Origin of the sequence: Enterovibrio calviensis DSM 14347, from assembly GCF_000621165.1 — a bacterium.
In the GTDB taxonomy this organism is placed as follows: Bacteria; Pseudomonadota; Gammaproteobacteria; order Enterobacterales; family Vibrionaceae; genus Enterovibrio; species Enterovibrio calviensis.
On sequence record NZ_JHZA01000020.1, the window covers coordinates 20,519 to 44,819 of the forward strand.

Consider the following 24,301-nt stretch of genomic DNA (forward strand, 5'->3'; position numbering starts at 1 on the left):
GTTATTATTCGATCAAAGCACTTGGATTAAGGAGGATATCGTGACCGTATCCATTCAGGGCGCATTCCCGGCCCGTCGACTGCGCCGTTTGCGCAAACATGACTTTAGCCGTCGCTTAGTGGCAGAAAACCAACTGTCAGCGAGTGATTTGATTTACCCAATGTTTGTATTGATGGGTAAAAACCGCCGTGAACCGATCGAATCAATGCCAGGGATTGAACGCCTGTCTATTGATCTCATGTTGTACGAAGCAGAATACCTCGCAAAGCTTGGTGTGGCTGCCATAGCGCTGTTTCCCGTCGTACCCAAAGAATTTAAATCCTCCAGTGCGGATGAAGCGCACAACCCTGAAGGCTTGGTTCAGCGTGCTGTGCGTCTGCTGAAAGAGCATGTGCCGCAAATTGGCGTGATCACTGATGTCGCACTCGACCCATACACCTTGTCGGGTCAGGATGGCCTGACGGATGAAGATGGTTATGTGCTGAATGACGAAACCACCCAAGTGCTGATCCAACAAGCTTTGTCTCATGCAGAAGCCGGAGCCGATGTTGTAGCGCCATCCGACATGATGGACGGTCGTATTGGTGCCATCCGCAATGCGCTGGAAGAAGCGGGCTACATTCACACGCAAATCATGGCCTATTCTGCGAAATACGCGTCAGCCTATTACGGGCCGTTCCGCGATGCGGTCGGCTCGGCGGCGAATCTGAAAGGGGGCAACAAGAAAACCTATCAGATGGATCCAGCAAACAGCGACGAGGCGATTCACGAAGTGGCGATGGACATTAACGAAGGTGCGGACATGGTCATGGTGAAGCCAGGCATGCCGTATTTGGACGTTGTGCGCCGAGTGAAGTCAGAACTACAAGTCCCCACTTTCGCCTACCAAGTGTCAGGTGAATACGCGATGCACAAAGCCGCGGCACTGAATGGTTGGCTTAACGAACGTGAAACCGTAATGGAATCTCTCCTGTGCTTTAAGCGCGCAGGCGCGGACGGTATCTTGACCTACTTTGCTAAAGATGTAGCGCGTTGGTTGGCTGAAGACCAGCAAATGGATATTCCTGATTTACCTAATCAGGAAAGTGCTGAGTAATTCTTCGCACCGCCTAAAGACAAAATGCCAGCTTAAGCTGGCATTTTTCATTCTGGGATTCGTAATTTACAGATGGAGACCGGATTAAGGTGCCACATTCCTTTTGATGGGGTTTTGCAGCGAAATCAGCGTTTCTGTTGATTGCACTTCTTCAATCGCCTGAAGTTTATCAATCAACACATATTGCAATTCTTCAATCGAACGGCACATCAGCTTCACGAAAATGTTGTACGCGCCCGTGGTGTAATACGCCTCTACCACCTCATCCAATTGCTGCAGCTTTTCTATTGCAGAGTGGTAGTCACGCGCCGCATAAAGATTGATCCCAATGAAACAGCATACGTCGTAACCCAGCGCTTTGGTGTTAACAAGTACCTCAGTACCCGTAATGATGCCCGCAGCCTTCATCTTTTCCACGCGTACATGGACAGTGGCAGGGCTGACTGAAAAACGTTTACCCATTTCAGCGTAAGGGACTTTTGCATCACCCATCAATGTGTGCAGGATTTGGCGATCTAAATCATCTAGTTTTGCAATTTCATTCATATCTATTCACTAAACTCCATGTTACCCGCAGTTTCCGTGCATGAAACTTGACCAAATGACAGGCTTGCCAATAGGGTGTCATACTAATGATACAGTCAGAAAAAAATAAACCATAATTCCTATGCGCCAGATATTTAAATGGTTTTTGCTCGCTTTTCTCTTAATGAAAAGTGGCACAGCGTTAGCAGCCTATCAGGTTCTTGCTGTGCATTCTTATCATCCTGATTTTTTTTGGACGGAATCTCTCGTCCGTGGGATAGAGCGGGGCATAGAAGGGAAAGACATTGTTGTCGAGCATACCTATCTCGACACCAAGCGTATTCAAACGGCTGACTTTATGTCGGAGCTGAAAAAGCTCTATCAGGCGCGCTTAAATGGCCACAAGTACGACGCCATTCTGACCACAGACAACGCAGCGTTGTGGCTTGTGAATGCACTGGCTGCAGAGTTAGGGGATATCCCGGTTATTTTCTCTGGACTCAATGTTCCTTCCTATGAGCCTTTTCAAAATATTCAACGTTTGTCAGGTGTTGAAGAGCTTATCAATGTGCAAGACAACCTTGCGCTCATTAAAACACTCCATCCCGAAGCCAAGCGAGTGTGGTTTGTTGCTGATGATGCCTACTCTAGTCGAGCGTATTGGCAGGCAATAGAAAAGCAACTGGAACATGCCGATAATTTGGGTCTCGAGATCCATCGTCTTCATCAACTCAACTTTGACGACTTAACCAAGCGCATCGTCGAGTTTGAACCTGATGATGGCGATGTGGTGATGTTTGTTTCCTACTTCAAAGACATCGATGGTGCGTTCATGACGCACGGTGATTTACTGACTCAAGTGACCAAGAGTGCCAGGGTGCCGATTTATGGCGCGAATAGCTTTATGCTGCCTTACGGCATTATTGGCGGCATGATGGTTGATGGTGAGCATCATGGCGAGGTGCAGGCACAACTGTTGATTGAAGCGCTGTACACACCGAACATGCCACCGATTGTGGCTGACGCTAATCAACTCATGTTCGAATACAACACGGCAAAGAAAAAGCAGATTGATCTTACGCGGTTCTCGCAAGTGGTTGCGGTTAATCAACCTCCATCCTTCCTCGCGGCCAATCGAGACGCCATTCTCAGCAGCGTCGCTATTATGCTGATAGCGGGTGCGATTATCATGGTGTTGACCAAGCACATGCGTCAGCAAAAACGCGGCGAACGTCGATTAGCGCAAAGCCGCGCGTTGTTCAAAGGGGTCTTTGACCAAAGTCATCAATACATTGCATTGCTTGATTACCAAGGCCGAGTAGTGTCAGCCAATGGTGCATTTCAACGGATTTTCCCTCAATGGGAAGTGCGGGAGTCTATGCCGCTTTGGCGTTGGAATGATTGGTTGAGTAGTGACAGATTAAAATTGCATATCGAATCATTGATTGAAGGGCAAACCAGCCGCTTTGAAGCGTGCCTGTTATCTGCTCAGCAAAACGAAGTGATACTGGATGTCGCATTAAAAGCCTTGCCTGATCATAGTGACGCGGATGCTCAGATCTTGTTTGAGGCAAGAGATGTTAGCCAGCGAAAATTGGCTGAGCAAAAGCTGCAGCGCAGTGAAGTGGAATATCGGATGTTGTATGAGCAACAACCTGTGATGCTGCTGACCATTGATCATCAGTCACGCATTCAGTCAGTTAATCAATGTGCGACAGAGTGGCTAGGTTTCTCTAAGCGACATATGCTTGGGCACAAAGTAACGGATTTTTACGCTGATGATAGCTTGCCACCGCGCAGTCTGCTGGGGAGCAAAGATCGCCAGCGTTTTGGTATTTGGCGTCGTGAAATTCGCTATCGAACCAGTGATGGGCAAGAGCGCTGGATTCGCGAAAGTGTTCGCTCGACACAAGTGCAGTCACAGCTTCTGCTGGTGGGGGAAGACATCACCGAAAACCGCCGCATGGAAGAGCAACTGCGCTATCAGGCACAACATGACTTTCTCACTGGCCTCTTCAATCGTAATTATTTCGAACTCTGTTTAGGTGATGCCTTACGTTCGGCAACGGACGAACACTTCGTGCATGCCATGTTCTATATCGACCTCGATCAGTTTCGTGTGATTAACGACACCGTCGGTCATGAAGCCGGTGATGAAGCATTGAAGCAAACCGCGCAAGCGTTACGAGAGATGCTTCCTGATGGCGCGACCTTGGCACGCTTAGGTGGCGACGAGTTTGCCATCATTTGTTACCAATGCGACGAAGCACAAGCGTTAGAGCAAGGTAAGCAAATCCTCGATGCGTTGAGTGAAATGGATTTTTACTGGAACAATACGCGCTTGGCGCTGGGTTGCTCCGTGGGTATTCGAATGCTAGACAAAACAGCGGGCACGCAGCAGCAAGTGCATGCTCAAGCTGATACAGCATGCTTTGCAGCGAAACACGATGGTCGAAGCCGTGTTCACCTATATCGTCCTGATGACGAAGAACTGCGCCGTCATGAGCGCGAAATGGCGTTTGTGAATCAGATCCATGCTGCCCTTGCTGAAGATAGGCTCGAAGTGCATGCACAGACTATCGAGAGCGTTTCTTCAAGACTGAAAGAAAAACTCTACTTTGAAGTCTTGGTAAGAATGCGAGATCGAGAGGGTAACCATGTCGCACCAGGCCTGTTTATTCCAGCCGCAGAACGTTACAACATGGCGCATCTGATCGATAAGCGAGTTATTGAGAAAACCTTGGGTTGGTTTGAATCCAATCCCGAGTATATTGATGATATTGCGATGATTTCGATAAATCTGTCAGGACGCTCCATGAGTGATGAAGGTTTCATTGCATTTTTGATTGATGCCGTGACGACCAGTCTTCTACCTAGCACTTCGATCTGTCTCGAAATCACCGAAACGGCAGCGATTGGAAATCTGACCGATGCGATCGAGCTATTCACCAAACTCAAGCGATTGGGATGCACGATCGCACTGGATGATTTTGGCTCAGGTCTATCCTCATTTGGTTACCTCAAGCGTCTGCCCGTGGATATCATTAAGATTGATGGACAGTTCGTGCGTGATATTGCTGAAGATGAAACTGACTACGCCATGGTGCGTGCCATTCATGAATTGGCGACACAGATGGGCAAGAAGACCGTCGCTGAATTTGTTGAGAATGAAGCTATCCTCACCCGCTTGAGAACCCTTGGCGTTGATTTCGCACAGGGGTATCACTTCAGTAGACCTAAACCGATGGAAGCGTTGGTTAAAAGCGAATCGACACAGCAGTCAATCTTGATGATTGAATAAACCACAGAACGTTTGCCGTTTTCTTTACTCCAATTGGGCGCAGCTTGCGGTTATACTCGCCGAGAATAGTTTGCCGGAGAACTCAGGTGCAGATTGCTTTAACCTGCGAAGCGCCAACGCGCCAAGACACCCTAGATACAATCGCTGTGCGTTGGGGCCTTACCCACGATAGCGATGCGATATTCGCGCTGGTTTTAACCGAATCACGGTTAGAGCTTCGCAAGTTAGATGAGCCTAAGCTGGGCGCAGTGTTCGTTGATCTTATCGGCGGCGCGGTCGGTCATCGCCGTAAATTTGGTGGTGGTAAGGGGCAGTCTATTGCGAAAGCAGTCGGCCTAAACAAAGGGGCAACCCCAACAGTACTCGATGCCACCGCGGGGCTAGGGCGCGATGCGTTCGTACTGGCGTCACTTGGCTGTAAGGTTCAGATGGTAGAACGCCACCCAGTGGTTGCCGCGCTTCTTGAAGATGGCTTAGAACGTGCCAAGTTGGATCCTGAAATTGGCCATTGGGTGACTGAGCGCCTTTCCATGGTACATGCGTCCAGTCACGATGCGCTGACCCAACTGGTTGAAGATACGACGCGTGAACGCCCTGATGTGGTCTACCTTGACCCCATGTATCCGCATAAGAAGAAATCTGCACTCGTCAAAAAAGAAATGCGCGTGTTTCAATCGCTAGTTGGTGCAGATCATGATGCTGACGGTTTGTTTGCACCAGCCTATCAATTGGCGACTAAACGTGTAGTGGTAAAGCGTCCTGATTATGCTGAATTTATTGCGGGCGAGTCTCCTTCGACTCAGATTGAAACCAAGAAAAATCGTTTCGACGTTTATGTGAAAGCGGCGATGCGTTAAGCAGGAAGAGTGACTGTGGCAAAAACCTTATGTGACTGGAAAAGTAAAGACATTGAAAAAGAGGTGTTGGAACTGGCGAAGCTGGTAAAAGCGCCTGAGTATGCGTGTCGTAAGTGTGCTCGCGTGGCGAATACTAAAAAAGTGCTGTGTAAGCCGATCCCTCTGAAACCGTAAACGGTTATCTCGCGTTTCTGACGCGATGTTTCTTACTATTTAACTTCCTCATTCTAAAAACAAAAACGCCTCCATAAGGAGGCGTCTGTCGTTGGCGAGGATTACTCCATGCCTTTGACTAGCAGAACTGTCAGCAGACCGGTAACAACCGACACCATCAAGCCTGACACTATGATCCAAGGTAACATATCCATGATTGGGCGTGCTCACTATCAAAAAGTTTGGACATCAATTTTTTACCTTCCTATTTGATAACAGCTACTTTGTCTTAACAATGCGTTGTAAATAGCCCTTAATGATTATTAACGTATTGAAACATATTAGGTTGTTTTTAATGCCTTTCGTGAATTATGTGAATAAAAAAACGCCCAGATGGGCGTTTTTTTGTGCGTGAAATGTTTCAGTCTTTGTGAGGTAGCGCCAGTTTTAAGGCTTCACGTGAAACATGGTTGGCTTCACCTGATTCATTAAGCTTCTCAAGGGTATCGACTAACCACGCATAGTCAGTGACATCAGGGCGAACATCGAGCGCTCTTTCAAAGTGCTGGCGCGCTTCTGCCCATTTTCCTTCTCGGAAATATAACTGTCCCAATGCGCTGTGCGTGATCGGATTGTTTTCGTTGTAGCGCAGCAAATCCTGCAACTTCAAAATCGCAGGGTGGTAGTCAGGCAGAGACAATTCAGACACAAGACCGATAAGGGTTTCATCCGGCTTCTTCTTCAGGTTCTCACGCAAAATAATGTAAGCCTCAGAATCTGCCTGTCTTGCGATCAATTGCTTCACCAAACAGGCGATCAGCGGTGTTTGCTGACGGGCAGCGCGCGAAAGGCTGTTCCAATGTGCGAGAAGACCATCACTGCCTTTCTGCGTGGCAATATGTGCCATTAGGCCGCATTCTGCTTTGATCTCAAGTTTGGCAGCTTCGTCATCGGTAATGGCTTTTACGCGCTTGAGCGATGGCAGCAAACGTAACAAAGCTTGCCAGTCTTGTAGCTGCAGATAGGTGTCTTTGAGTAAGTTAAGCAAGATGGCATTGCGAGGGTTTGCATCCACCAGGCCTTGAAGGCTCGCTAACGCTTCTTCGTATTGGCCTTGGCGATATTGCAATTTGGCGCGAGTCAACGCGGTTGCCAGACTGTCAGCGCCAAAATCAGCTGCTTGCTGTAAGTAGCGGTCGCGATTATCAACATCACCACGGCCTTGCGCGGCTTCTGCCGCGGCCAAGTAGTTCAGCAGTGGCGCATCACTAAAGTTAGCGCCTTTGACGACGAGCTTCTCAGCTTGCTTCCAATCACCTTCTAGCAGCTTCACCAAACCTTGGTTCGTGAAGCTGCGTGCCTTTTTGCTCTTACGGCCAGAAAACCAGCCACGCGTAGAGCTAGACAGTGAGAACAGCTTGCGAATAATAAGCTCAAGTAGAAACAAAGCACCGAATGCGGCAATCACCACAATGACCAATGTGGTCAGGCTCATTTCAATGGTTTGATTCGCCGCAGAGATCAGCACATAGCCTTGATTGCCCGCCAAGTCTGGGCCAACAACCAATCCAGCGATCAGTGCGATGACTAATAGGAGGATTTTTATCATTGGCTAGACCCCTCTGCAGGCAATGGCGCGAGGTCTCGACGCAATCGGTCTGCCAGCAAATCGCTCACCAACTGCTGGCTTTCAAGGGCCTCTGGGTAGCTGACTTCAATGGTCTGTTGGCTGAGCGTGTCGAGCGTGCTGATAAAGCTCTCGGTGATCTTGGCGTCTTGATTGTAAAAACGCGCCGCCCATTCTTCTGCTGTGTTAATCGACTCAGCATACAAACGACCGTTCTCGCGATAAACCGCCGTGATGGCCTGATCCAATTTCGCTTTAAGGTTCTCTTGCAAGTAGAAGGTCTGGGCTGGTGTCAGTAATGGCACCACATCGCCTTCACGCTTGCGATAAGTAATGAATTGGCCGACGAAGTCGCTCATGGACGCTTTTAAGTTTTGCTGCCAATCATCAACATTGCCTGAGACTTGCTCAGGTGTCACCGCCTCGCCTTCAGGCATGATGGCATTGGCTAATGGCAGTTTGTCCACTTCTTGTTGCAAGCTATTGAGTCGTAAAACAATGCCATCACGATCAATGCGTTTAATGGCTTTCAGTTGCTGAATGTCTTTCGCCATCGCTTGGCGCACGGGGGTTAGCGATGGGTCATTCAACGCCGCAATACGTTGATCGGCGGTTTCCATTAAGGTCGTGGCCGTGAGCACATCATGCTCAAGCCATAATTGGCGACCTGCTTGGTTTACCAAGTAGTCGGCTTCAGCCAGCAACCAATCATTAGGGCGACGACCTTTAACGTCAGCAAGTGCTGATTGCAGGCTAAGAATGGTTTTGTCTTGTTGCTCGATCAAAACGAGCGTGTCTTGCGTGGCTTTTTGCACCGCGCTTTGTGTTTGTGCTTCGCTGTTAGCGAGTGCAGTTTCCAATGCTGAAACTTGTGAGGTGAGGGCTGCAATGCCTGCGTTCACTTGTGTTGATTGCTGGTGGCCGTGGTAATAAAGGCCGCCACCGAGTGCGATAACCAACACAATAGCGACAACTGCTAATCCGCGACCGCTCTTTTGTTTCTTGGCGGGGGAGGCTGTTTGTGAATCTTTCGCTGGCGTTGTAGTTGCTGAAGACGATGTTTCGTCAGCGGATTTAGACACCGTAGTGTCGGTGGTAGAACGAGAGTTGGTGGCATTGTCAGACGCATTCTTCGCCGTGTCTTTAGGGGATGCTGGCGCTGTTGTGTCTTTCTCCGTGCCTGAAGGTTTATTCTTATCTGTCATCCGAATGTCCCGAGTTGTTCATCTCGTATAAAGCGCGTAGCAGCGACTGATTAGATGCGCTGTTTACGCAGTTGATTGCTGAAAAACCAAAGCCAATTGCTTGATTGTAAATCCGTTTGCTTGGCACCAGTATATGGCATTCTTTTAACCATTGCTGGTCACACTCTGAGATTGTCTGGCATAAAAGTGAAAGTTGTTCGCCACTGGTGATCACGAAGGTATCAACGTGCTCTTTGCGCCATTGTGTGGTTAATGATGATAGGGCGTCCGCGTTCCAGTGTCGTTGATAGGCTTCAAAATAGCGTACCTTGACCCCATTTTCAGCGAGGTTGTCTCCTAGTAAGGTTCGACCGCCGTTCCCTCTTAGGATCAGGACATTGAGGGCATCAACTTTCGAAAAAACAGGCAACGTCAGCATGCCTTCACTGTCTTCGGTTGGGGGTTGAATCGCATCCACTTGGCCGAGAGCCTGCCAAGTATTGGCTGTCTTTTCACCCACTGCCACGAAATGCAGATCTTTGCGCCAAGGGGTATTTTGCTCGGTTAAATGGGCTTGTGCATATTCAATAGCGCGGGGGCTGACAGCCACAACGACACTGCCGCTGGGCAGTGCGTTTAATGTGTCTGAGAGTGTTGGGAGGTCGGCGCCAGCAGAAAAAGACAACAAAGGCGCGGGCAGCGCCTTTATTCCTGCGTGATTGAGGCTGTCGACCAGCTCATAACACGCAGGTGCAGGACGGACGACCACGACGGTCATATTTCGTCCTGATACAGTTTTTCAAGAATCGGGCGTGCGCCTTCTGCCAACAATTGTTCAGCAAGGCCAGTACCTAACTCTTCGGCTTTTTCTAGTGGGCCAGTCACTTCGCCACGAATGATTTCGCTGCCGTCGGGTTCGCCGACTAACGCGCGCAAATAGATTTGATCGCCTTGGATTTCTGAATAGCTGCCGATAGGTACCTGACAGCCGCCTTGCAGGCGATTGTTCATCGCACGCTCGCAGAGCACGCGGTAAGTGGTGTTGGCGTCAGATAGCGGCTCTAGCAATGTGCGTACACGCTCATCATCGAGTCGACACTCAATGCCCACTGCGCCTTGTCCTACCGCCGGCAGGATTTCTTCTGGTTCAATTTCGTTGCGAATACGATCGTGCAGACCGAGACGCTTCAAGCCAGCAGCCGCAAGAATGATGGCGTCATACTCACCATTATCGAGCTTACCTAAACGTGTTCCAACGTTTCCGCGCAAATCCTTCACCACGAGGTCAGGGCGCATTTCACGAACCTGACACTGACGACGAAGGCTTGATGTGCCGACGATAGCACCTTGAGGAAGATCGCTGATGCTGGCGTACGTGTTTGATACAAAGGCATCACGCGGGTCATCGCGCTCACAAATTGTCACCAATCCCAAACCTTCAGGGAATTCGACAGGGACGTCTTTCATCGAGTGAACGGCAATATCAGCACGTCCTTCGATCATGGCTTGCTCTAGTTCTTTGACGAACAGGCCTTTACCACCGACTTTAGCCAGCGGTGTGTCGAGAATAATGTCGCCTTTGGTCACCATAGGCACCAGTTCGACAATTAAACCGGGATGCGTGGCTTCAAGAGCGGCTTTAACATATTCGGCTTGCCACAGCGCAAGTGGGCTTTTGCGTGTCGCGATGCGGATTGGTGTTGAATTCATAGTGGGGTCCATGTGATTTTCATTCTCTCATCGTATCACCGCTTCTTATTTCTAAACCACCTCAAGATAAAGGTTTTCAGAGGTCTGTCGGTGCGTATGACGTGACCTACATGGTACTCAGTGGGTAAAGTAAACACGTGGAAATGATGTGTCGACACAAGCGCGTCTCATAAATTAGGCAGGAGAACGCCACTTGGTGATGCCGAGATGGTGGGTAAATATCATTTGAGGGCAATAACCACGGGGCAAAACGTGCGAAGCGCGGCTGCGTAGACTACTCTGTGTGATATGGATCAAATAATAACGGTCGATATAGGGTGTGAAATACTACTTGGTTCACCTTATTTCGAATCAAATTTGAGATAGATCGTAATGTATCTCACAGTTTTGTTCACGGAGTGAGCTAACTCATGCGAAAAAATCGCGTCTTTGGTTGCTTTACGCTCCGAGTAAAAACTGTTAGATTGATCACGTTTTTATCCATGGGCCTCACGGTAGTAATAAATCGGTGAGACCTGTTTCGTTGACTAGGATGTCGGCAACTTTGGATGTTAATCTTGCAAAACTATGTTGATCAGCAAATAGAGCGACTTGACGCCTTCAATCGAGTGAGATTGGAGCGCGCACGAAGCGCGATGCACTCTCAGGCCGTTAACGTCTTTAACGTATTGCCTGCCTTGCTGCACTTTAATCATCCTGCCGTTCCTGGCTATCTTGAGCGCAGCGTCGTTCATGGCATTTCTAGCTTCTCCCTTTCTGATACGCAACGCGACTTCGTGAATGACTGCGCGTTGGCATCGAACACATCAGCACCTGAAAAACCGCTTTCTCAAGATTTCCCGATTAAGGGTATGTTCTCCATGGGCAGCACTGCTTCTATGGGACAAAGCCTGAGCAGCGATCTTGATATTTGGGTTTGTGTGCAGCAGTGGGTGAGCGAAGAAGAGCGCGGCATGTTGGATGCGAAGTGCTCGTTGATTTCCGATTGGGCCATGGCACAAGGCGTCGAAGTGAACTTCTTCGTGATGTGTGAGCAGCGTTTCCGCCAAAATCTTGCGCAGGAAATGACGTCGGATAACTGTGGCTCAAGCCAACATTACCTTTTGCTAGACGAATTTTATCGCTCAGCCGTGCACTTGGCAGGTCAACAACTTCTTTGGTACTTGGTACCACCGGAGATGGAAAACTGCTATGAAGAGTACGTGGGTGAGCTGATTGCCAATGGGTCACTTCGCCGTGACGATTGGGTCGACTTTGGCGGTTTACCATCGATCCCCGCCGAAGAGTATTTTGGCTCTAGCCTTTGGCAACTGTATAAAAGTATTGATTCACCTTATAAATCGGTACTCAAAGCCATTTTGTTGGAAGCGTATTCTTGGGAATACCCAGGTACCCAGCTTCTTAGTGTTGATGGCAAGCGTCGTTTCTTCTCCGGCATGCTGGACGTATACCAGTCCGATGCGTACTACCTTATGTTGGAGAAAGTTACCCGTTACCTAGAGCGTATTGACGATCATCGTCGTCTCGATTTAGTGCGTCGCTGTTTCTACCTCAAAACCCACGAAAAACTCACTCGTGAACCAGGACCAGGCTCTGTGCCTTGGCGTCGCGAAGTATTGTGCGTTTTGACGCGTGAGTGGGGGTGGACGCAGGATGATATCGCTCGTTTAGATAACCGTCGTAACTGGAAAGTAGAAGAAGTGAAGGTGGCCCACAATGAGCTGCTAGAAGCTTTGATGCTGAGTTATCGCAACCTTATTCGCTTTGCGCGTCGCAATGACATCACGTCGGCCATCAGCCCTGAAGATATCAGCATTCTGGCGCGTAAACTTTATGCGGCCTTTGAAGTGTTGCCGGGTAAAGTAACCTTGCTCAATCCGCAACTTTCACCAGATTTGCATGAATCGGATTTGACCTTGATTCAGGTGCCAGATGGTCGCAATAACCCGCCAGGTTGGTACCTTTACAAACAATCACCTAAACCCGTAGACATTATTGGCCGTGCACCACTGGAGCATAACCGTTATTTGTCGAAGCTGGTGGCGTGGGCTTATTTCAATGGCATGTTGACCGAATCAACCTGTCTGCATTCTGTGGCGCGTACCAGCAACGTTGACATTGATAAGCTCTATCAGCTTGTCAGTGACATGCGAAACACCTTTACGGTGCGTCGACCACAACCGTCTCTGCAAGCGCTATCCAGCCCATGTGAAATTCGTAAACTGGCGTTGTTTATCAACCTTGAGCAAGACCCCACGTCTGAATTGAAGCAACCCTCAGTCCGATTCGATTTTAAAAACACCGATATCTTTAGTTACGGCACTGAGCAGCAATGCTTGGTGGGTAGTGTGGATTTGGTGTATCGCAATAGCTGGAACGAAGTGCGTACCCTGAACTTCAAGGGCGACAATGCGATGTTGGACGTGCTCAAAACCTTGTTGGGTAAAATGCACCAAGACGCCATTCCGCCTGAGTCGGTGGATGTGTTCTGTTATGCCGGAAAAATGCGCGGGCTGATCCGTAATCTGGTGTATCAACTGGTCGCTGAGTGTATCGACATGCGTTTGAAGCCGGTCGATCAGGAAAAACGTCGCCGCTTTAAAGCCATTCGTGTGGCGGATCAAACCTTCGGTTTGTTCTTTGAACGCCGCGGTGTGTCGGTTCAGAAGCTCGAAAACTCGGTGGACTTTTATCGCTCGATTTCGACTAACAAGATCAATGGTTCACCATTGGTAGTGTTGGATAAAGAAGGTGAGGTACACCCGCCAGAAGTGGTGGATGCTTACGCGAGCGAAGGTCTGATCCAATTCTTCTTCGAAGATTGCAAAGAAGGGTTCAATATCTACGTGTTGGATGAAAACAACCGCGTAGAAATGTACCGACAGTGCAGTGGCGATAAAGAAGAAATGGTGCAAGGTGTGAATCGTTTCTACACCTCGTCACAAGAGAAAGTGAGTTTCAGCGGGCAAGCCGTTAACTTCAACCTTCCACAGTTTTACGACATTATTCATCAAGCAGATGGTCGTGCGCAGGTGATCCCTTATAAGAGTGATCGCCAGTGGCAACGCGGAGCAGACATGCGCAGTGAGCCTGCGCAGTTTGCCTCAAGATAGTCTTTTATGTCGCTGTTCGCCCATGGCGATCAGCGACGTCTTCTCCTGATCGCCTCTGCGCATAGTGTTTGTTTCTTCGAGTGACGTAGCCAGACCGGACTTACCAATTCACCGCTTCGCCTGCGTGCTTGCTGCACTCTTGTTTCACCATGTCGCTAAATTCAATCTCTGTTTTGCTACATAGCCATTTGCCGTCTTTGTAGCCAAAGTGAAAGCCACCTGATTTTGATGCCAACCAAATTTCTGACATCGGCTCCTGACGGTTAATGATGATTTGACTGCGGTCTTCGAAATCCAGCGTCAAGACATTCCCAGATGTCTCGTAATCGATATCCGCACCACATTCATCGATGCCTTCTTCGATGGCCATCCATTCTGCGTCGACAAGATCGTGGTATTCGCTTGCGTTCATTGTATTCCGTCCTATTGCTTTTCAGTGTGTTGATGCGATTATAGAGGTCATTAACTTTTGGATCACTGGCATAAATGATGCGAACAACCCTGAAACTTGCTGTGCTAGCAGCATTTACCCTGCTGTCGGCATGTGGTCAGCAAGGACCTCTTTATTTTCCCGAAGACGCGCCAGCGCAAAATGGTGCGCCGATCGAATCGGAAAACACACAGGATACGCAAGCTCAGGGCGTTGATCAGCCATAATATATCGAACAGGGAAGGACAACGTTGGATTACTTCAATTATCAGGATGACGGACAGCTTTGGGCTGAAGAGTTGCCATTGGCGCAATTGGCTGAAACCTATGGCACACCGCTATATGTTTATTCGCGCGCGACATTAGAACGCCACTGGCATGCGTTCAATAACGCAGTGGGTGATCATCCGCATTTGATTTGTTATGCCGTGAAGGCAAACAGCAACTTGGGTGTACTCAATGTACTTGCTCGCCTTGGCTCTGGTTTTGACATCGTGTCACAAGGTGAACTTGAGCGTGTGTTAGCCGCAGGTGGCGATCCAGCAAAAGTGGTATTCTCCGGCGTGGCTAAAACAGCGGATGAAATGGCGCGTGCGTTGTCGTTAGGTATTAAGTGTTTCAACGTGGAATCGGAAGCTGAACTGGACCGACTCAACCAAGTTGCGGGTGAGTTAGGCAAAGTGGCACCAGTGAGTTTGCGTATCAACCCTGATGTGGATGCGAAAACTCATCCATATATTTCCACCGGCTTAAAAGAAAACAAGTTCGGTATCGCGTTTGACCGTGCCCGTGAGGTTTACCATTACGCGCATAGCCTGCCACACTTAGCGATTCATGGTATCGATTGTCATATCGGCTCACAGTTGACCGATTTGGCACCGTTTATTGAATCGACGGATCGCCTATTGGCGTTGATCGATGCGCTACGTGCCGATGGCATTCAGATCAAACACCTTGATGTGGGTGGAGGTTTGGGCGTGACGTATCACGATGAAAAACCGCCTCAGCCATCTGAATATGCGAAAGCACTGCTAGACCGTTTGGGGAATCATCAAGATATCGAGTTGGTGTTTGAGCCAGGTCGAGCAATTGCGGCCAATGCTGGAGTCTTGCTGACCAAAGTGGAGTTCCTCAAACACAACGCAGAAAAGAATTTCGCTATTATTGATGCGGCAATGAACGATCTTATTCGTCCTGCTTTGTATCAAGCGTGGCAAGACATCGTGCCGCTTCGCCCTCGTGACGGAGAAGCAAAGACATATGATCTTGTTGGCCCTGTTTGTGAAACCGGTGATTACCTTGGTAAAGATCGCGCGCTGGTTCTGGAAGCGGGTGATTTGCTGGCGGTCCGTTCGTCAGGTGCATACGGTTTTGTGATGTCATCCAACTACAACACGCGTCGTCGCGCAGCAGAAGTGATCGTTGACGGTGAAACGGCCCATCTGGTTCGTCAGAGAGAGCCTCTAGAGTCACTGTGGCAGTTAGAACAGGTTTTGCCTGAATAAAGGAACCGGATGCAGATACAATTTTCGAAAATGCATGGTCTCGGCAACGACTTTATGGTGGTTGATTGCGTGACGCAGAATGCGTATTTCTCCCCGGATATGATTCGTCGTTTGGCGGACAGAAACACGGGTGTGGGTTTTGATCAGCTCTTGGTGGTCGAGCCCCCCTATGATCCAGAAAGTGATTTTCACTACCGAATTTTTAATGCAGACAGCAGTGAAGTTGAGCAGTGCGGCAATGGTGCGCGCTGCTTTGCCCGTTTTGTCCGTATGAAAGGGCTGACCAACAAGCATCAAATTCATGTCAGCACCAAATCGGGAAAAATGGTGCTCAATATTGATAGTGACGATGGCGTTACCGTCAATATGGGTGAGCCTATCTGGGAACCCTCTAAAATTCCATTTCGCGCAAATGCGGAAGAAAAAACCTATATTTTACGTGTAGAAGACACCACCTTGTTTGTTGGCGCAGTCAGCATGGGTAATCCGCATTGCGTGACCGTGGTTGACGATATTGATACTGCGCCTGTGGAAGCGCTGGGCCCGTTCGTGGAATCCCATGAGCGTTTTCCTGAGCGTGTGAATGCAGGCTTTATGCAAGTCGTATCGCGCAGCGAAATTCGTTTGCGTGTTTATGAACGCGGCGCTGGCGAAACGCAAGCGTGTGGCAGTGGGGCTTGCGCCGCTGTTGCTGTGGGTATCATGCAAGGCTTGCTTGACGAGTCTGTGCACGTGCAATTGCCAGGCGGTAATCTTCACATTCGCTGGCGTGGGCCGGGTCATCCTTTGTATATGACTGGCCCAACTTCACATGTTTATGATGGACAAATAACAGTATGACGGAGCTTTCCAAGCTCGAAGGGCCACAGGCGAAAGCACTGACTGAAGAAGCTGTGGCCAGCTATTTGAAAGACCATTCAGATTTCTTTCTTCGCCAGCCTGAGTTGCTGGCGCAGCTTCGTATTTCTCACGCTGAGCGTGGCACAGTCTCTTTGGTTGAAATTCAGCTTGGTCGTTTACGCGATCGCGTGGCGGAATTAGAAGAAGACATCACGCAGTTGATGAGTATTGCCGCAGGAAATGAAAACCTGTTCAGGGCTTTTTCGCAAACTCACAAAGCCTTGTTTGCCGCCAACAAAGAACAAGACATTCACCAAGCACTGCGAGTGCTAGCGACGGCATTGCAGCTGTCAGCTAGCCTGCGCTTTTATGACATTGGCCACCATGCGCTGAATAAAAAGAGTGTCGATAGCGTCAAAGCGGCGCATTTTTGTGGTCAGCGGGTTTACCTTGGTCGTTTGCGAAAAGCCGAAGGCGAGCAGTTTGTGAGCCAAGCGCCTGAACTCGGCTCGTACGCATTGGTTCCCGTGTTTGCGGGCAAAGAAATTGGCTTCTTGTCGTTTGCGAGTAAAGACGGCGGGCATTTTCAGCCAAGCATGGACACCTTGTTTGTCGAGCAAATCGCCGAGCACATCGGCATACTGCTCAACAAGTGGCAGGATGACGAATGAGTCTGCTCTCGTCGATGGAAAAACCGTTGGCGCGATTTTTTGACTACATGATCCGTGAGCGAGGTTTGAGCCGCTATACCGAATCAAACTATCGTCAACAACTCACTGCCTGCGCTACATTCTTGCAAACATCTGGCGTGACCCAATGGCAAGACGTCGATGCCGGTTGGGTGCGTCAAATCGCCTCTCAAGCCAAACGTGAACGCTTAAAGCCGGGCAGCATTGCGCTTCGTTTGTCAGCACTTCGTAGTTTCTTTGATTTTCTGGTGGCAGATGGCGTTTTGGGAGCGAATCCGGCCAAAGGCGTGGCTGCGCCCAAGCAAGGCCGCACGTTACCGAAAAATCTCGATGTCGATGAAATCAACCAGCTGCTTTCTGTGGATACTGATGATGACCCTTTGGCGGTCAGAGATCGCGCCATGATGGAGTTGATGTACGGTGCTGGTTTGCGTTTGTCTGAACTGATTGGCCTCAATCTTCGTGATGTTGCTGTGCGAAAAGGCGACTTGCGAGTGATAGGTAAGGGCGACAAAGAGCGCGTAGTACCGTTTACTGGTATGGCGAAAGAGTGGCTGATCAACTGGATAAAAGTACGTAATCTTCTGCTCAAAGGGCCTGAAGAGGCGTTATTTATCTCCAAGTTGGGAAACCGTATCTCTCCGCGTAGCGTACAAAAACGTATGGCAGAATGGGGACAAAAACAGGCGGTAAACAGTCATATCAATCCGCACAAACTCAGGCATAGCTTCGCGACCCACATGCTGGAATCGTCCGGCGATTTGCGTGCGGTGCAAGAATTGTTAGGTCATGCTGACTTGTCGACAACGCAAGTGTATACCCACCTCGACTTCCAGCACCTTGCCAAGGTGTATGATGCCGCCCATCCACGGGCACGAAAGCGCAAGAGTGATTAGCACAGCGGGCTGATCCCGCTCACTGACGATGAAAAGGAACGAACATGAAGTTTTATCGTAGATGGGAAGCGGTGAGCGCGTTGACCTTTGATTTGGACGATACCCTTTACGACAATCGCGTCGTGATCGTTCGCGCCGAGCAAAAGTTACTGGATTGGTTAGAAGAGCACTGTGCGCCCATGGCGGCATTTAGCTGGTCTCAATGGCAAGAGATGCGACAGCAAGTGCTCGATAACGACGGGCGCTTGAAAGGGTTTGTCACCGACATCCGACGCGCGCAGATCCGCCTTGCCGCGAGTCGTTGTGGTCTCAGTGATAGCGCAGGTAAGCAACTGGCGAATGACGGAGTGGATTTCTTCTTGATGGAGCGCAGCAATTTTGTGGTTCCAGATGAAGCCGTTGAAACCTTGTCGATGCTGTCGGCGCGTTATCCCTTGGTGGCAATCACCAACGGCAATGTGGACTGTGACAGATTGGGGCTGACCCCTTACTTTCAAGGAATCCTTCAAGCAGGCCCTGATGGATTAGCCAAGCCTGATCCCGCCCTATTTATCAAAGCCAAAAACCTTTTAGGACAAGCCCCATCGGGGATTCTGCATGTCGGTGATCATCTAAAAACGGATGTGCGCGGCGCGAAATTGGCGGGTTTTAAAGCGTGTTGGTTCAATGATACGCAACAGCCGCTGACAGCGCAGCGGCATGCTTCGTTATTACCGGATGTGGAAATCTCCCACCTGAGTCAACTTCTGACTCTTACCCGCGCTGTTTAAGTTTATTGTCGATAGCGAGTAAGCCTGGTCCCCAAATCATGGTGGCGAGAATCATCACACCCCACATTTGGTGGTCAAAGAATCCTTTATCCCAAAGTGCAGGGTAAGACACCACCGCCACGATATTGAACACAAACAAGGCAAGCGCCGCGGGGCGAGTGAGCAAACCTAATACCAAGAATACTGGCAAGATAAGCTCTGCGGCTGTTCCTAGGTATGCGGCCATTTCCCAAGGTAAAACGGGCACCTGATATTCATATTCAAACAAATAGAGAGTGCTATCCCAGCTCGCTATTTTGGTTTGTCCCGCTCGGAAAAAGACCCACGCAACCCATAATCGGCTTAGCAGCAGCAACGCTGGCGCTAGGGGCTTTAGCGCAGATTCAAAAATATTATCCAGTTTGGTAATCAAAGAAAGCATACGCAATATCCTTTTTCTTATGGCGTGCGAGTAAGGTTGAAGTCGGTAAAGACGCCGCGCTGCATGGCGCTGGCAATATGTTGCAACTGCTCTGGGGCAATATCGCTAAATGGCGAGTGTGCGCAGGCGTCAATCAAACCTGCCTCAAAGATATCTAGCGCGATCACGGTGAGCGTGTCGTGCCTGAGATGTATGAGCACAGATTCTGCAGAATTAAGGTCGATAGATTGAAGTTGCGCCTCATCTTGGCGCGTCACGGCATCCCAAATCTGACTGATGGCAAAATCACTTTGAATAATTTTGGCAGCCGGTGAGACATGCAGATGGATATCGCCAAACTCTTCTGGCGAAACCAGCGCGAGGGCTTCAACGGGAAATGGTTCGGGTGACACAACCGCCCGGTTCACGGTTTGAATATGCCACTCCAATGTCGCCATATCCGCCAAATAGGGAACGGCTTCAATAATGTTTGGGATCGAAGCAATGGTGTCATTGAATCCCTCGCCGTAACGATCGACGCAGGCATCCTTCATCGGTGTGTTCAGCACATGTTGCCGTGCTATCGCATCAAAGCAGACATCCCCGACGAGTGCTTTGACCACGGGGTAAACCACGGCGAGGCATTCACTCAGTGTCATCACAAAGTTATTGCGATAGACCTGAAGCAGGGCGTCCGGTGAGGTGGCGCCATGCTCCACGGGTAAATCGTGGGGCTGGTAATGCAAGGCATCACCAAACTGGCGCTGTAAGGCCGCAAGGTTAGGCGATGTCATGATGCCACCCCACTGAGTGTGCTGGGGGATAGCGCAGTGAGAATATCATGGGCTTTTTTTGCCTCCGCGAGGAGAACCTCGGGGGCGGGAATATCCGTGTCCCATTCAATCAAGGTATGTCGCGGCCCGTGAGCGGCTATCCACGCACGATAGAGTGCCCACACAGGCTCAGAAACCGGTTGGCTGTGAGTATCAATCCAGATCTCGCCTTCAGGCAACGGGTTCACCGTGTAGCCAGCTAGATGGATTTCTTTCACCTTGTCAGGGTCAATAGCAGCCAAATATTGTTGTGCGTCAAAGCCATGGTTAAAGGCACTGACATGCACGTTATTGAGGTCGAGCAGCAAGTCGCAGCCTGTCCGCTGTGACACTTCGGCCAAAAATTCCCATTCAGGAATGGTGGAGTGACTGAAACTCAAATAGCTTGAAGGGTTCTCAACCAGCATCTGTCGACCAAGATACTCTTGTGTGGTATCGACATTGGCGCAAAACACCTCAAGGGCTTCCTCGGTATAAGGAAGAGGGAGCAAATCATTGAAGTACTGGCCGTTAACCGAACTCCAACTTAAGTGATCGGAAACAAAGAGCGGATCGATCGCATCAATCAGTCGCTTTAGACGACGTAAATGCTCGCGATTGATGGGGTCGGTTGACCCCAAAGACAAACCCACCCCGTGACAACTAATGGCATATTGATGACGCAGGGAGTGCAATGTCTCAAACGCAGCAGAATCAGGCTGGAAAAAGTTTTCACTGTGTACTTCTAACCATCCTATATCCGGAGTCTGATTAATGAAGTGTTCGTGATGTGGATGCCTAAGCCCCACGCCAACCCATGGTGAAAACTTATCCATGCCTAATCCCTTTGCTCTCGTCGATTAAGATGAGGTTTTAGCACCACCAGTAAGGCGGTCACATAGGCCTGCAGGGACGACGATGAATGCATCAGATTGTGCGTCTTTCGTTGAAGTACCGGCACATGAGCTAGTGTTGGTTGCACAGTCATTCTTACCGGCTTTCGCAACGCCGTAGCACTTTTCTTTTTCTGCAGCTTGGGCAACAGTGGTGGTCAATGTGGTAGCACCTACAGCAAGCAGACTAGTAACAGCAGCCGCGACAGCAAAATTCGTCTTTTTCATGTCAATTCCTCATTGTAAGGACGAAGGTCCTTAGGATTATCAATTGATTAAAGATAGAGCCGTCTTCATAACGTACTCACCTAAAAGGATAGGTGGAACGCATGAAAACTTTCGCAGGAAGGGTTATTTTTTGACCAAAATTAACCATTGATCGGGTGTGTCATCAATTAAGATGTTGATTTTAATAGAGTGAATGGCGTTTTATGTCTTTGATGAACAAGGATGATTTCAATTTATATCGCGATAGGTCGGCTTGTAGGTTCTCTAAACCGCGCCTCTGATGCGCTTTTCCTCAGAATTTTGGTGTTAGGTTCGCACCTGAAAGTCACTTGGGTATATAATCTCCAACCAGTGTATAAATAACCAGTGAATGAACGATGGACGTATCCCACCTGATCGACGGTCTTAACGACAAACAACGCGAAGCCGTGGCCGCACAGCTTGGTAACTATCTGGTGCTAGCGGGCGCGGGCAGTGGTAAAACCCGGGTGCTGGTTCATCGCATTGCTTGGTTAATGAAAGTTGAACATGCTTCGCCGTTTTCTGTGCTGGCCGTGACCTTTACCAATAAAGCCGCTGCGGAAATGCGTGGCCGTATTGATCAATTGATGCAGGGCACTTCCTCCGGCCTGTGGTGCGGTACGTTCCACGGCTTGTGTCACCGTATTCTTCGCGCCCATCATCTTGATGCGAATTTGCCGCAAGACTTCCAGATTCTAGATTCTGATGATCAACAGCGTTTGCTGCGCCGCTTGATCAAAGCACAAAACCTTGATGAAAAACATTGGCCTGCGCGTCAGGCGTCGTGGTACATCAACGGTAAAAAAGACGAAGGGCTGCGCCCACATCATATTGATGCGCAGTTTGATCCGGTCGAAAAGACATGGTTACGTGTTTATAGCGCCTACCAAGAAGCCTGCGACCGTGCAGGGCTGGTGGACTTCGCTGAACTTCTATTGCGCTGCCACGAGTTGCTGCGTGATAAAACCCATATCCGTGAGCACTACCAAGCGCGATTCCAGCACATTCTGGTGGACGAATTCCAAGATACCAACAACATCCAATACGCATGGCTTCGCATGATGGCGGGGACACAAGCTAATGTGATGATCGTTGGTGATGATGACCAGTCAATTTACGGCTGGCGCGGCGCGAAAATCGAGAACATTCAACGATTCCTCGACGATTTCGTTGGCGCACAAACCATTCGTTTGGAGCAGAACTACCGCTCGACGGGCAACATTCTAAAAGCCTCTAACCACCTCATCACCAATAACTCGGAGCGCATGGGCAAGAGCCTGTGGACTGATGGTAAAGAAGGTGAATTGATTTCTGTATACAGTGCATTTAACGAGTTAGACGAAGCGCGTTTTGTCGTCGGTAAAATCAAATCATGGCACGACGATGGCGGCGCATTGAATGATTGCGCCATGCTGTACCGAAATAACGCCCAATCTCGCGTGTTGGAAGAAGCCTTGATTCAAGCTGGCTTGCCGTATCGTATTTACGGTGGCATGCGATTCTTCGAACGCCAAGAAATCAAAGATGCCTTGGCGTACCTGCGTTTGATGGCGAACCGCTTTGACGATGCGGCCTTTGAGCGCGTGGTGAACACGCCCACCCGTGGTATGGGTGATCGCACCTTGGAAACCATTCGATTGGCTGCCCGCGATCGTGGCGCGACCATGTGGGAAGCCAGTGTCCAACTGTTGGATGAGCAAGTTTTGGCGGGACGCGCAGCGAATTCATTGCGTCGCTTTGTCGAATTGGTGAATGCATTGGAAGACGACACCCGCGAAATGGCGTTGTTCCAGCAGACGGACTACGTGATCCAGAATTCCGGATTGCGCGCCATGTACGAAGCCGAGAAAGGCGAGAAAGCTCAAGCACGTATTGATAACTTGGAAGAACTTGTCACGGCAACGCGCCAATACGAAGTGCCTGAAGAAGTCCAAGAGGACATGTCGCCACTGTCAGCTTTCTTGTCGCACGCCGCGTTAGAAGCGGGTGAAGGGCAGGCGGATGAATTCGACGATGCCGTTCAACTGATGACACTACACAGTGCCAAAGGGTTGGAGTTCCCAATGGTATTCATGGTGGGCGTCGAAGAAGGCATGTTCCCAAGCCAGATGTCTTCAGAGGAAGCCGGTCGACTCGAAGAAGAACGCCGCCTTTGCTACGTGGGCATGACGCGAGCAATGAAAAAGCTCTACATCACCCATGCGGAAATGCGTCGCGTGTATGGCAAAGACATGTTCCACAAAGCGTCTCGATTCATTCGTGAATTACCAGAAGAGTGCATGGAAGAAGTGCGCATGCGTGCCAAGGTGACACGCCCTGCGGCTGCGAGTGGTCGATTCTCACAAACTCAATCTCAGCAGAACTTCAACCAAACGGGCTTTAACTTGGGGCAGCGCGTGCAGCATCCGAAGTTTGGTGAAGGCACGATTATCAATTTCGAAGGCAGTGGTAACCAAAGCCGCGTGCAGGTGGCCTTTAATGGTGAAGGCATCAAGTGGTTGGTGACGCAATATGCCAAGCTTGAAGTCATGTAAGCTCACAGCTTTTCGACTGCGTTAATTCACTGGCAAAGCGAAACCAAGCGATGCCAATAGACGCAGTAAAGATTTTAAAAGAAACACAAAGAAAAAGGGAGGCTGAATGCCTCCCTTTTTGATGCTTGAGCGTTTACTTTTGCGTTGCTGCGTTGCTGCGTTGCTGCGTTGCTGCGTTGCTGCTTTGGTGCTCTAGCGATGGGGTGCGAGGCAATTAAGCCGCTTGACCCCAAAGGCTTGATAGCGACCCTAACAATGAATCACTGGCTCCTTGCTCACCCAAGTACTTCAAGATAACAGGTGCGTATTCGGTCACCATGGCTGGGTCTAAGCCGAGAGCGCTGAACACTTTGTTCACCGACTCCATGTTGTTTAGCATGCTGCCTAAATCACCAGGGATCGCGCCAGTTAAAGAATCCAGACCTGGAACCATCTTCGTTAACTCGCTTGCTTGATCTGTACCTAGCTCTTGATACGCCATTGCCAGCAATGCGCCAGCACCGCCTGCGGCTTGGTCGTCATTGACGTTCAGGTCGCTAGAAAGCAAAGACGTGAGTGGGTTATCTGCCGCTTCTTTGCTGACGCCAGTCATTAGGTTGCTGGCTTCTTTCTTCGCATCACCCACCAAACTGTCCAAACTCAGTGCATGTGCCGGTACCGCCGCCGCGATCAATACGGCGGAAAGTGCCATCACATTTAATTTACGTAACATGGTGC

23 protein-coding genes are annotated in these 24,301 nt (G+C 49.6%); 12 read left to right on the forward strand and 11 right to left on the reverse strand.

The features are described 5' to 3' along the window. The first annotated feature begins 40 nt into the window (after positions 1-40). On the forward strand, positions 41-1,096 hold the full coding sequence (gene hemB / locus Q365_RS0115750; RefSeq protein ID WP_028024248.1) for a porphobilinogen synthase: 1,056 nt from the start codon (positions 41-43) through the stop codon (positions 1,094-1,096). An 84-nt stretch (positions 1,097-1,180) separates the two neighbouring features. On the opposite strand, the gene asnC is transcribed toward hemB, so the two are convergent. Beyond that, the gene (gene asnC, locus Q365_RS0115755; RefSeq protein ID WP_028024249.1) at positions 1,181-1,642 is read right to left on the reverse strand and encodes a transcriptional regulator AsnC; all 462 of its coding nucleotides are present in this window, start codon (positions 1,640-1,642) and stop codon (positions 1,181-1,183) included. A 121-nt stretch (positions 1,643-1,763) separates the two neighbouring features. Here asnC and Q365_RS0115760 point away from each other — a divergent pair, with 121 nt between their 5' ends. From Q365_RS0115760 to Q365_RS27020, 3 genes are all read left to right on the forward strand, one after another. Then, positions 1,764-4,922, forward strand: coding sequence for an ABC transporter substrate binding protein (locus tag Q365_RS0115760; RefSeq protein ID WP_028024250.1), 3,159 nt, complete (start codon positions 1,764-1,766; stop codon positions 4,920-4,922). A gap of 86 nt (positions 4,923-5,008) precedes the next feature. Next, the gene (locus Q365_RS0115765; RefSeq protein ID WP_028024251.1) at positions 5,009-5,779 is read left to right on the forward strand and encodes a class I SAM-dependent methyltransferase; all 771 of its coding nucleotides are present in this window, start codon (positions 5,009-5,011) and stop codon (positions 5,777-5,779) included. A gap of 15 nt (positions 5,780-5,794) precedes the next feature. Further along, the gene (locus tag Q365_RS27020; RefSeq protein WP_169737858.1) at positions 5,795-5,953 is read left to right on the forward strand and encodes a hypothetical protein; all 159 of its coding nucleotides are present in this window, start codon (positions 5,795-5,797) and stop codon (positions 5,951-5,953) included. 400 nt (positions 5,954-6,353) lie between these two features. On the opposite strand, the gene Q365_RS0115775 is transcribed toward Q365_RS27020, so the two are convergent. From Q365_RS0115775 to hemC, 4 genes are read right to left on the reverse strand one after another with little or no spacing between them, the layout of a single operon-like run. Continuing rightward, a complete protein-coding gene (locus tag Q365_RS0115775) occupies positions 6,354-7,541 on the reverse strand; it encodes a heme biosynthesis HemY N-terminal domain-containing protein (RefSeq protein ID WP_028024252.1) in 1,188 nt (395 codons plus the stop codon). Then, complete coding sequence (locus Q365_RS0115780; RefSeq protein ID WP_028024253.1) at positions 7,538-8,764, reverse strand: uroporphyrinogen-III C-methyltransferase; 1,227 nt, start codon at positions 8,762-8,764, stop codon at positions 7,538-7,540. Before Q365_RS0115780 ends, Q365_RS0115775 begins: the two co-directional genes overlap by 4 nt. Continuing rightward, on the reverse strand, positions 8,754-9,521 hold the full coding sequence (locus Q365_RS0115785) for a uroporphyrinogen-III synthase (protein WP_028024254.1): 768 nt from the start codon (positions 9,519-9,521) through the stop codon (positions 8,754-8,756). The genes Q365_RS0115780 and Q365_RS0115785 overlap by 11 nt, the downstream gene beginning before the upstream one ends. Beyond that, a complete protein-coding gene (gene hemC, locus Q365_RS0115790) occupies positions 9,518-10,453 on the reverse strand; it encodes a hydroxymethylbilane synthase (RefSeq protein ID WP_028024255.1) in 936 nt (311 codons plus the stop codon). The genes Q365_RS0115785 and hemC overlap by 4 nt, the downstream gene beginning before the upstream one ends. 548 nt (positions 10,454-11,001) lie before the next feature. Here hemC and Q365_RS0115795 point away from each other — a divergent pair. Next, entirely contained in the window at positions 11,002-13,566 is a 2,565-nt protein-coding gene (locus Q365_RS0115795; protein WP_028024256.1) for a class I adenylate cyclase, read from the forward strand. A 100-nt stretch (positions 13,567-13,666) separates the two neighbouring features. Here Q365_RS0115795 and cyaY read toward each other — a convergent pair whose 3' ends face one another. Further along, positions 13,667-13,978 carry an iron donor protein CyaY gene (cyaY, locus tag Q365_RS0115800; RefSeq protein WP_028024257.1) on the reverse strand — a complete coding sequence of 104 codons (312 nt, stop codon included), beginning with the start codon at positions 13,976-13,978 and terminating at the stop codon, positions 13,667-13,669. 74 nt (positions 13,979-14,052) lie between these two features. Here cyaY and lptM point away from each other — a divergent pair, with 74 nt between their 5' ends. The 6 genes from lptM to Q365_RS0115830 are packed head-to-tail and all read left to right on the forward strand — an operon-like array spanning position 14,053 to position 18,696. Then, positions 14,053-14,223 (forward strand): LPS translocon maturation chaperone LptM, encoded by a 171-nt coding sequence (gene lptM, locus Q365_RS26745; RefSeq protein WP_155859020.1) that lies wholly within the window; start codon positions 14,053-14,055, stop codon positions 14,221-14,223. A 24-nt stretch (positions 14,224-14,247) separates the two neighbouring features. Beyond that, positions 14,248-15,501 (forward strand): diaminopimelate decarboxylase, encoded by a 1,254-nt coding sequence (gene lysA / locus Q365_RS0115810; RefSeq protein WP_028024258.1) that lies wholly within the window; start codon positions 14,248-14,250, stop codon positions 15,499-15,501. A 9-nt stretch (positions 15,502-15,510) separates the two neighbouring features. Then, positions 15,511-16,341, forward strand: coding sequence for a diaminopimelate epimerase (gene dapF, locus Q365_RS0115815; protein ID WP_028024259.1), 831 nt, complete (start codon positions 15,511-15,513; stop codon positions 16,339-16,341). Continuing rightward, entirely contained in the window at positions 16,338-17,012 is a 675-nt protein-coding gene (locus tag Q365_RS0115820) for a DUF484 family protein (RefSeq protein ID WP_028024260.1), read from the forward strand. Before dapF ends, Q365_RS0115820 begins: the two co-directional genes overlap by 4 nt. Further along, positions 17,009-17,926, forward strand: a complete 918-nt coding sequence (xerC, locus tag Q365_RS0115825) for a tyrosine recombinase XerC (protein ID WP_028024261.1) — start codon at positions 17,009-17,011, stop codon at positions 17,924-17,926. The genes Q365_RS0115820 and xerC overlap by 4 nt, the downstream gene beginning before the upstream one ends. A gap of 44 nt (positions 17,927-17,970) precedes the next feature. Further along, positions 17,971-18,696 carry an HAD-IA family hydrolase gene (locus tag Q365_RS0115830; RefSeq protein ID WP_028024262.1) on the forward strand — a complete coding sequence of 242 codons (726 nt, stop codon included), beginning with the start codon at positions 17,971-17,973 and terminating at the stop codon, positions 18,694-18,696. Here Q365_RS0115830 and Q365_RS0115835 read toward each other — a convergent pair. The 4 genes from Q365_RS0115835 to Q365_RS0115850 are packed head-to-tail and all read right to left on the reverse strand — an operon-like array spanning position 18,680 to position 21,029. Beyond that, on the reverse strand, positions 18,680-19,117 hold the full coding sequence (locus Q365_RS0115835) for a DoxX family protein (RefSeq protein ID WP_028024263.1): 438 nt from the start codon (positions 19,115-19,117) through the stop codon (positions 18,680-18,682). The two genes, Q365_RS0115830 and Q365_RS0115835, sit on opposite strands and share 17 nt — an antisense overlap. A gap of 17 nt (positions 19,118-19,134) precedes the next feature. After that, positions 19,135-19,890: an HvfC/BufC N-terminal domain-containing protein gene (locus Q365_RS0115840; protein WP_028024264.1), complete on the reverse strand. Its 756-nt coding sequence runs from the start codon at positions 19,888-19,890 to the stop codon at positions 19,135-19,137. Next, the gene (gene bufB, locus Q365_RS0115845; RefSeq protein WP_028024265.1) at positions 19,887-20,744 is read right to left on the reverse strand and encodes an MNIO family bufferin maturase; all 858 of its coding nucleotides are present in this window, start codon (positions 20,742-20,744) and stop codon (positions 19,887-19,889) included. The genes Q365_RS0115840 and bufB overlap by 4 nt, the downstream gene beginning before the upstream one ends. Before the next feature lie 24 nt (positions 20,745-20,768). After that, the gene (locus tag Q365_RS0115850) at positions 20,769-21,029 is read right to left on the reverse strand and encodes a BufA1 family periplasmic bufferin-type metallophore (RefSeq protein WP_028024266.1); all 261 of its coding nucleotides are present in this window, start codon (positions 21,027-21,029) and stop codon (positions 20,769-20,771) included. Positions 21,030-21,406: 377 nt separating this feature from the next. On the opposite strand from Q365_RS0115850, the gene uvrD reads away from it, so the two are divergent. Further along, positions 21,407-23,584: a DNA helicase II gene (uvrD, locus tag Q365_RS0115855; RefSeq protein WP_028024267.1), complete on the forward strand. Its 2,178-nt coding sequence runs from the start codon at positions 21,407-21,409 to the stop codon at positions 23,582-23,584. A 214-nt stretch (positions 23,585-23,798) separates the two neighbouring features. Here uvrD and Q365_RS0115860 read toward each other — a convergent pair whose 3' ends face one another. Beyond that, the gene (locus tag Q365_RS0115860) at positions 23,799-24,296 is read right to left on the reverse strand and encodes a DUF2780 domain-containing protein (RefSeq protein WP_028024268.1); all 498 of its coding nucleotides are present in this window, start codon (positions 24,294-24,296) and stop codon (positions 23,799-23,801) included. Between the last annotated feature and the right edge of the window lie 5 nt (positions 24,297-24,301).

What these genes read in the sequence shown, in the direction of transcription:
- Q365_RS0115820 (WP_028024260.1), top strand. Translation starts at nt 16,338, where the DNA reads ATGACGGAGCTTTCCAAGCTCGAAGGGCCACAGGCGAAAGCACTGACT.
- asnC (WP_028024249.1), bottom strand. Translation starts at nt 1,642, where the DNA reads ATGAATGAAATTGCAAAACTAGATGATTTAGATCGCCAAATCCTGCAC.
- xerC (WP_028024261.1), top strand. Translation starts at nt 17,009, where the DNA reads ATGAGTCTGCTCTCGTCGATGGAAAAACCGTTGGCGCGATTTTTTGAC.
- cyaY (WP_028024257.1), bottom strand. Translation starts at nt 13,978, where the DNA reads ATGAACGCAAGCGAATACCACGATCTTGTCGACGCAGAATGGATGGCC.
- dapF (WP_028024259.1), top strand. Translation starts at nt 15,511, where the DNA reads ATGCAGATACAATTTTCGAAAATGCATGGTCTCGGCAACGACTTTATG.
- Q365_RS0115775 (WP_028024252.1), bottom strand. Translation starts at nt 7,541, where the DNA reads ATGATAAAAATCCTCCTATTAGTCATCGCACTGATCGCTGGATTGGTT.
- Q365_RS0115840 (WP_028024264.1), bottom strand. Translation starts at nt 19,890, where the DNA reads ATGACATCGCCTAACCTTGCGGCCTTACAGCGCCAGTTTGGTGATGCC.
- Q365_RS0115795 (WP_028024256.1), top strand. Translation starts at nt 11,002, where the DNA reads ATGTTAATCTTGCAAAACTATGTTGATCAGCAAATAGAGCGACTTGAC.
- Q365_RS0115780 (WP_028024253.1), bottom strand. Translation starts at nt 8,764, where the DNA reads ATGACAGATAAGAATAAACCTTCAGGCACGGAGAAAGACACAACAGCG.
- Q365_RS0115850 (WP_028024266.1), bottom strand. Translation starts at nt 21,029, where the DNA reads ATGAAAAAGACGAATTTTGCTGTCGCGGCTGCTGTTACTAGTCTGCTT.
- Q365_RS0115860 (WP_028024268.1), bottom strand. Translation starts at nt 24,296, where the DNA reads ATGTTACGTAAATTAAATGTGATGGCACTTTCCGCCGTATTGATCGCG.
- bufB (WP_028024265.1), bottom strand. Translation starts at nt 20,744, where the DNA reads ATGGATAAGTTTTCACCATGGGTTGGCGTGGGGCTTAGGCATCCACAT.
- Q365_RS0115830 (WP_028024262.1), top strand. Translation starts at nt 17,971, where the DNA reads ATGAAGTTTTATCGTAGATGGGAAGCGGTGAGCGCGTTGACCTTTGAT.
- Q365_RS0115785 (WP_028024254.1), bottom strand. Translation starts at nt 9,521, where the DNA reads ATGACCGTCGTGGTCGTCCGTCCTGCACCTGCGTGTTATGAGCTGGTC.
- lptM (WP_155859020.1), top strand. Translation starts at nt 14,053, where the DNA reads ATGATGCGAACAACCCTGAAACTTGCTGTGCTAGCAGCATTTACCCTG.
- hemC (WP_028024255.1), bottom strand. Translation starts at nt 10,453, where the DNA reads ATGAATTCAACACCAATCCGCATCGCGACACGCAAAAGCCCACTTGCG.
- Q365_RS0115760 (WP_028024250.1), top strand. Translation starts at nt 1,764, where the DNA reads ATGCGCCAGATATTTAAATGGTTTTTGCTCGCTTTTCTCTTAATGAAA.
- Q365_RS0115835 (WP_028024263.1), bottom strand. Translation starts at nt 19,117, where the DNA reads ATGCTTTCTTTGATTACCAAACTGGATAATATTTTTGAATCTGCGCTA.
- uvrD (WP_028024267.1), top strand. Translation starts at nt 21,407, where the DNA reads ATGGACGTATCCCACCTGATCGACGGTCTTAACGACAAACAACGCGAA.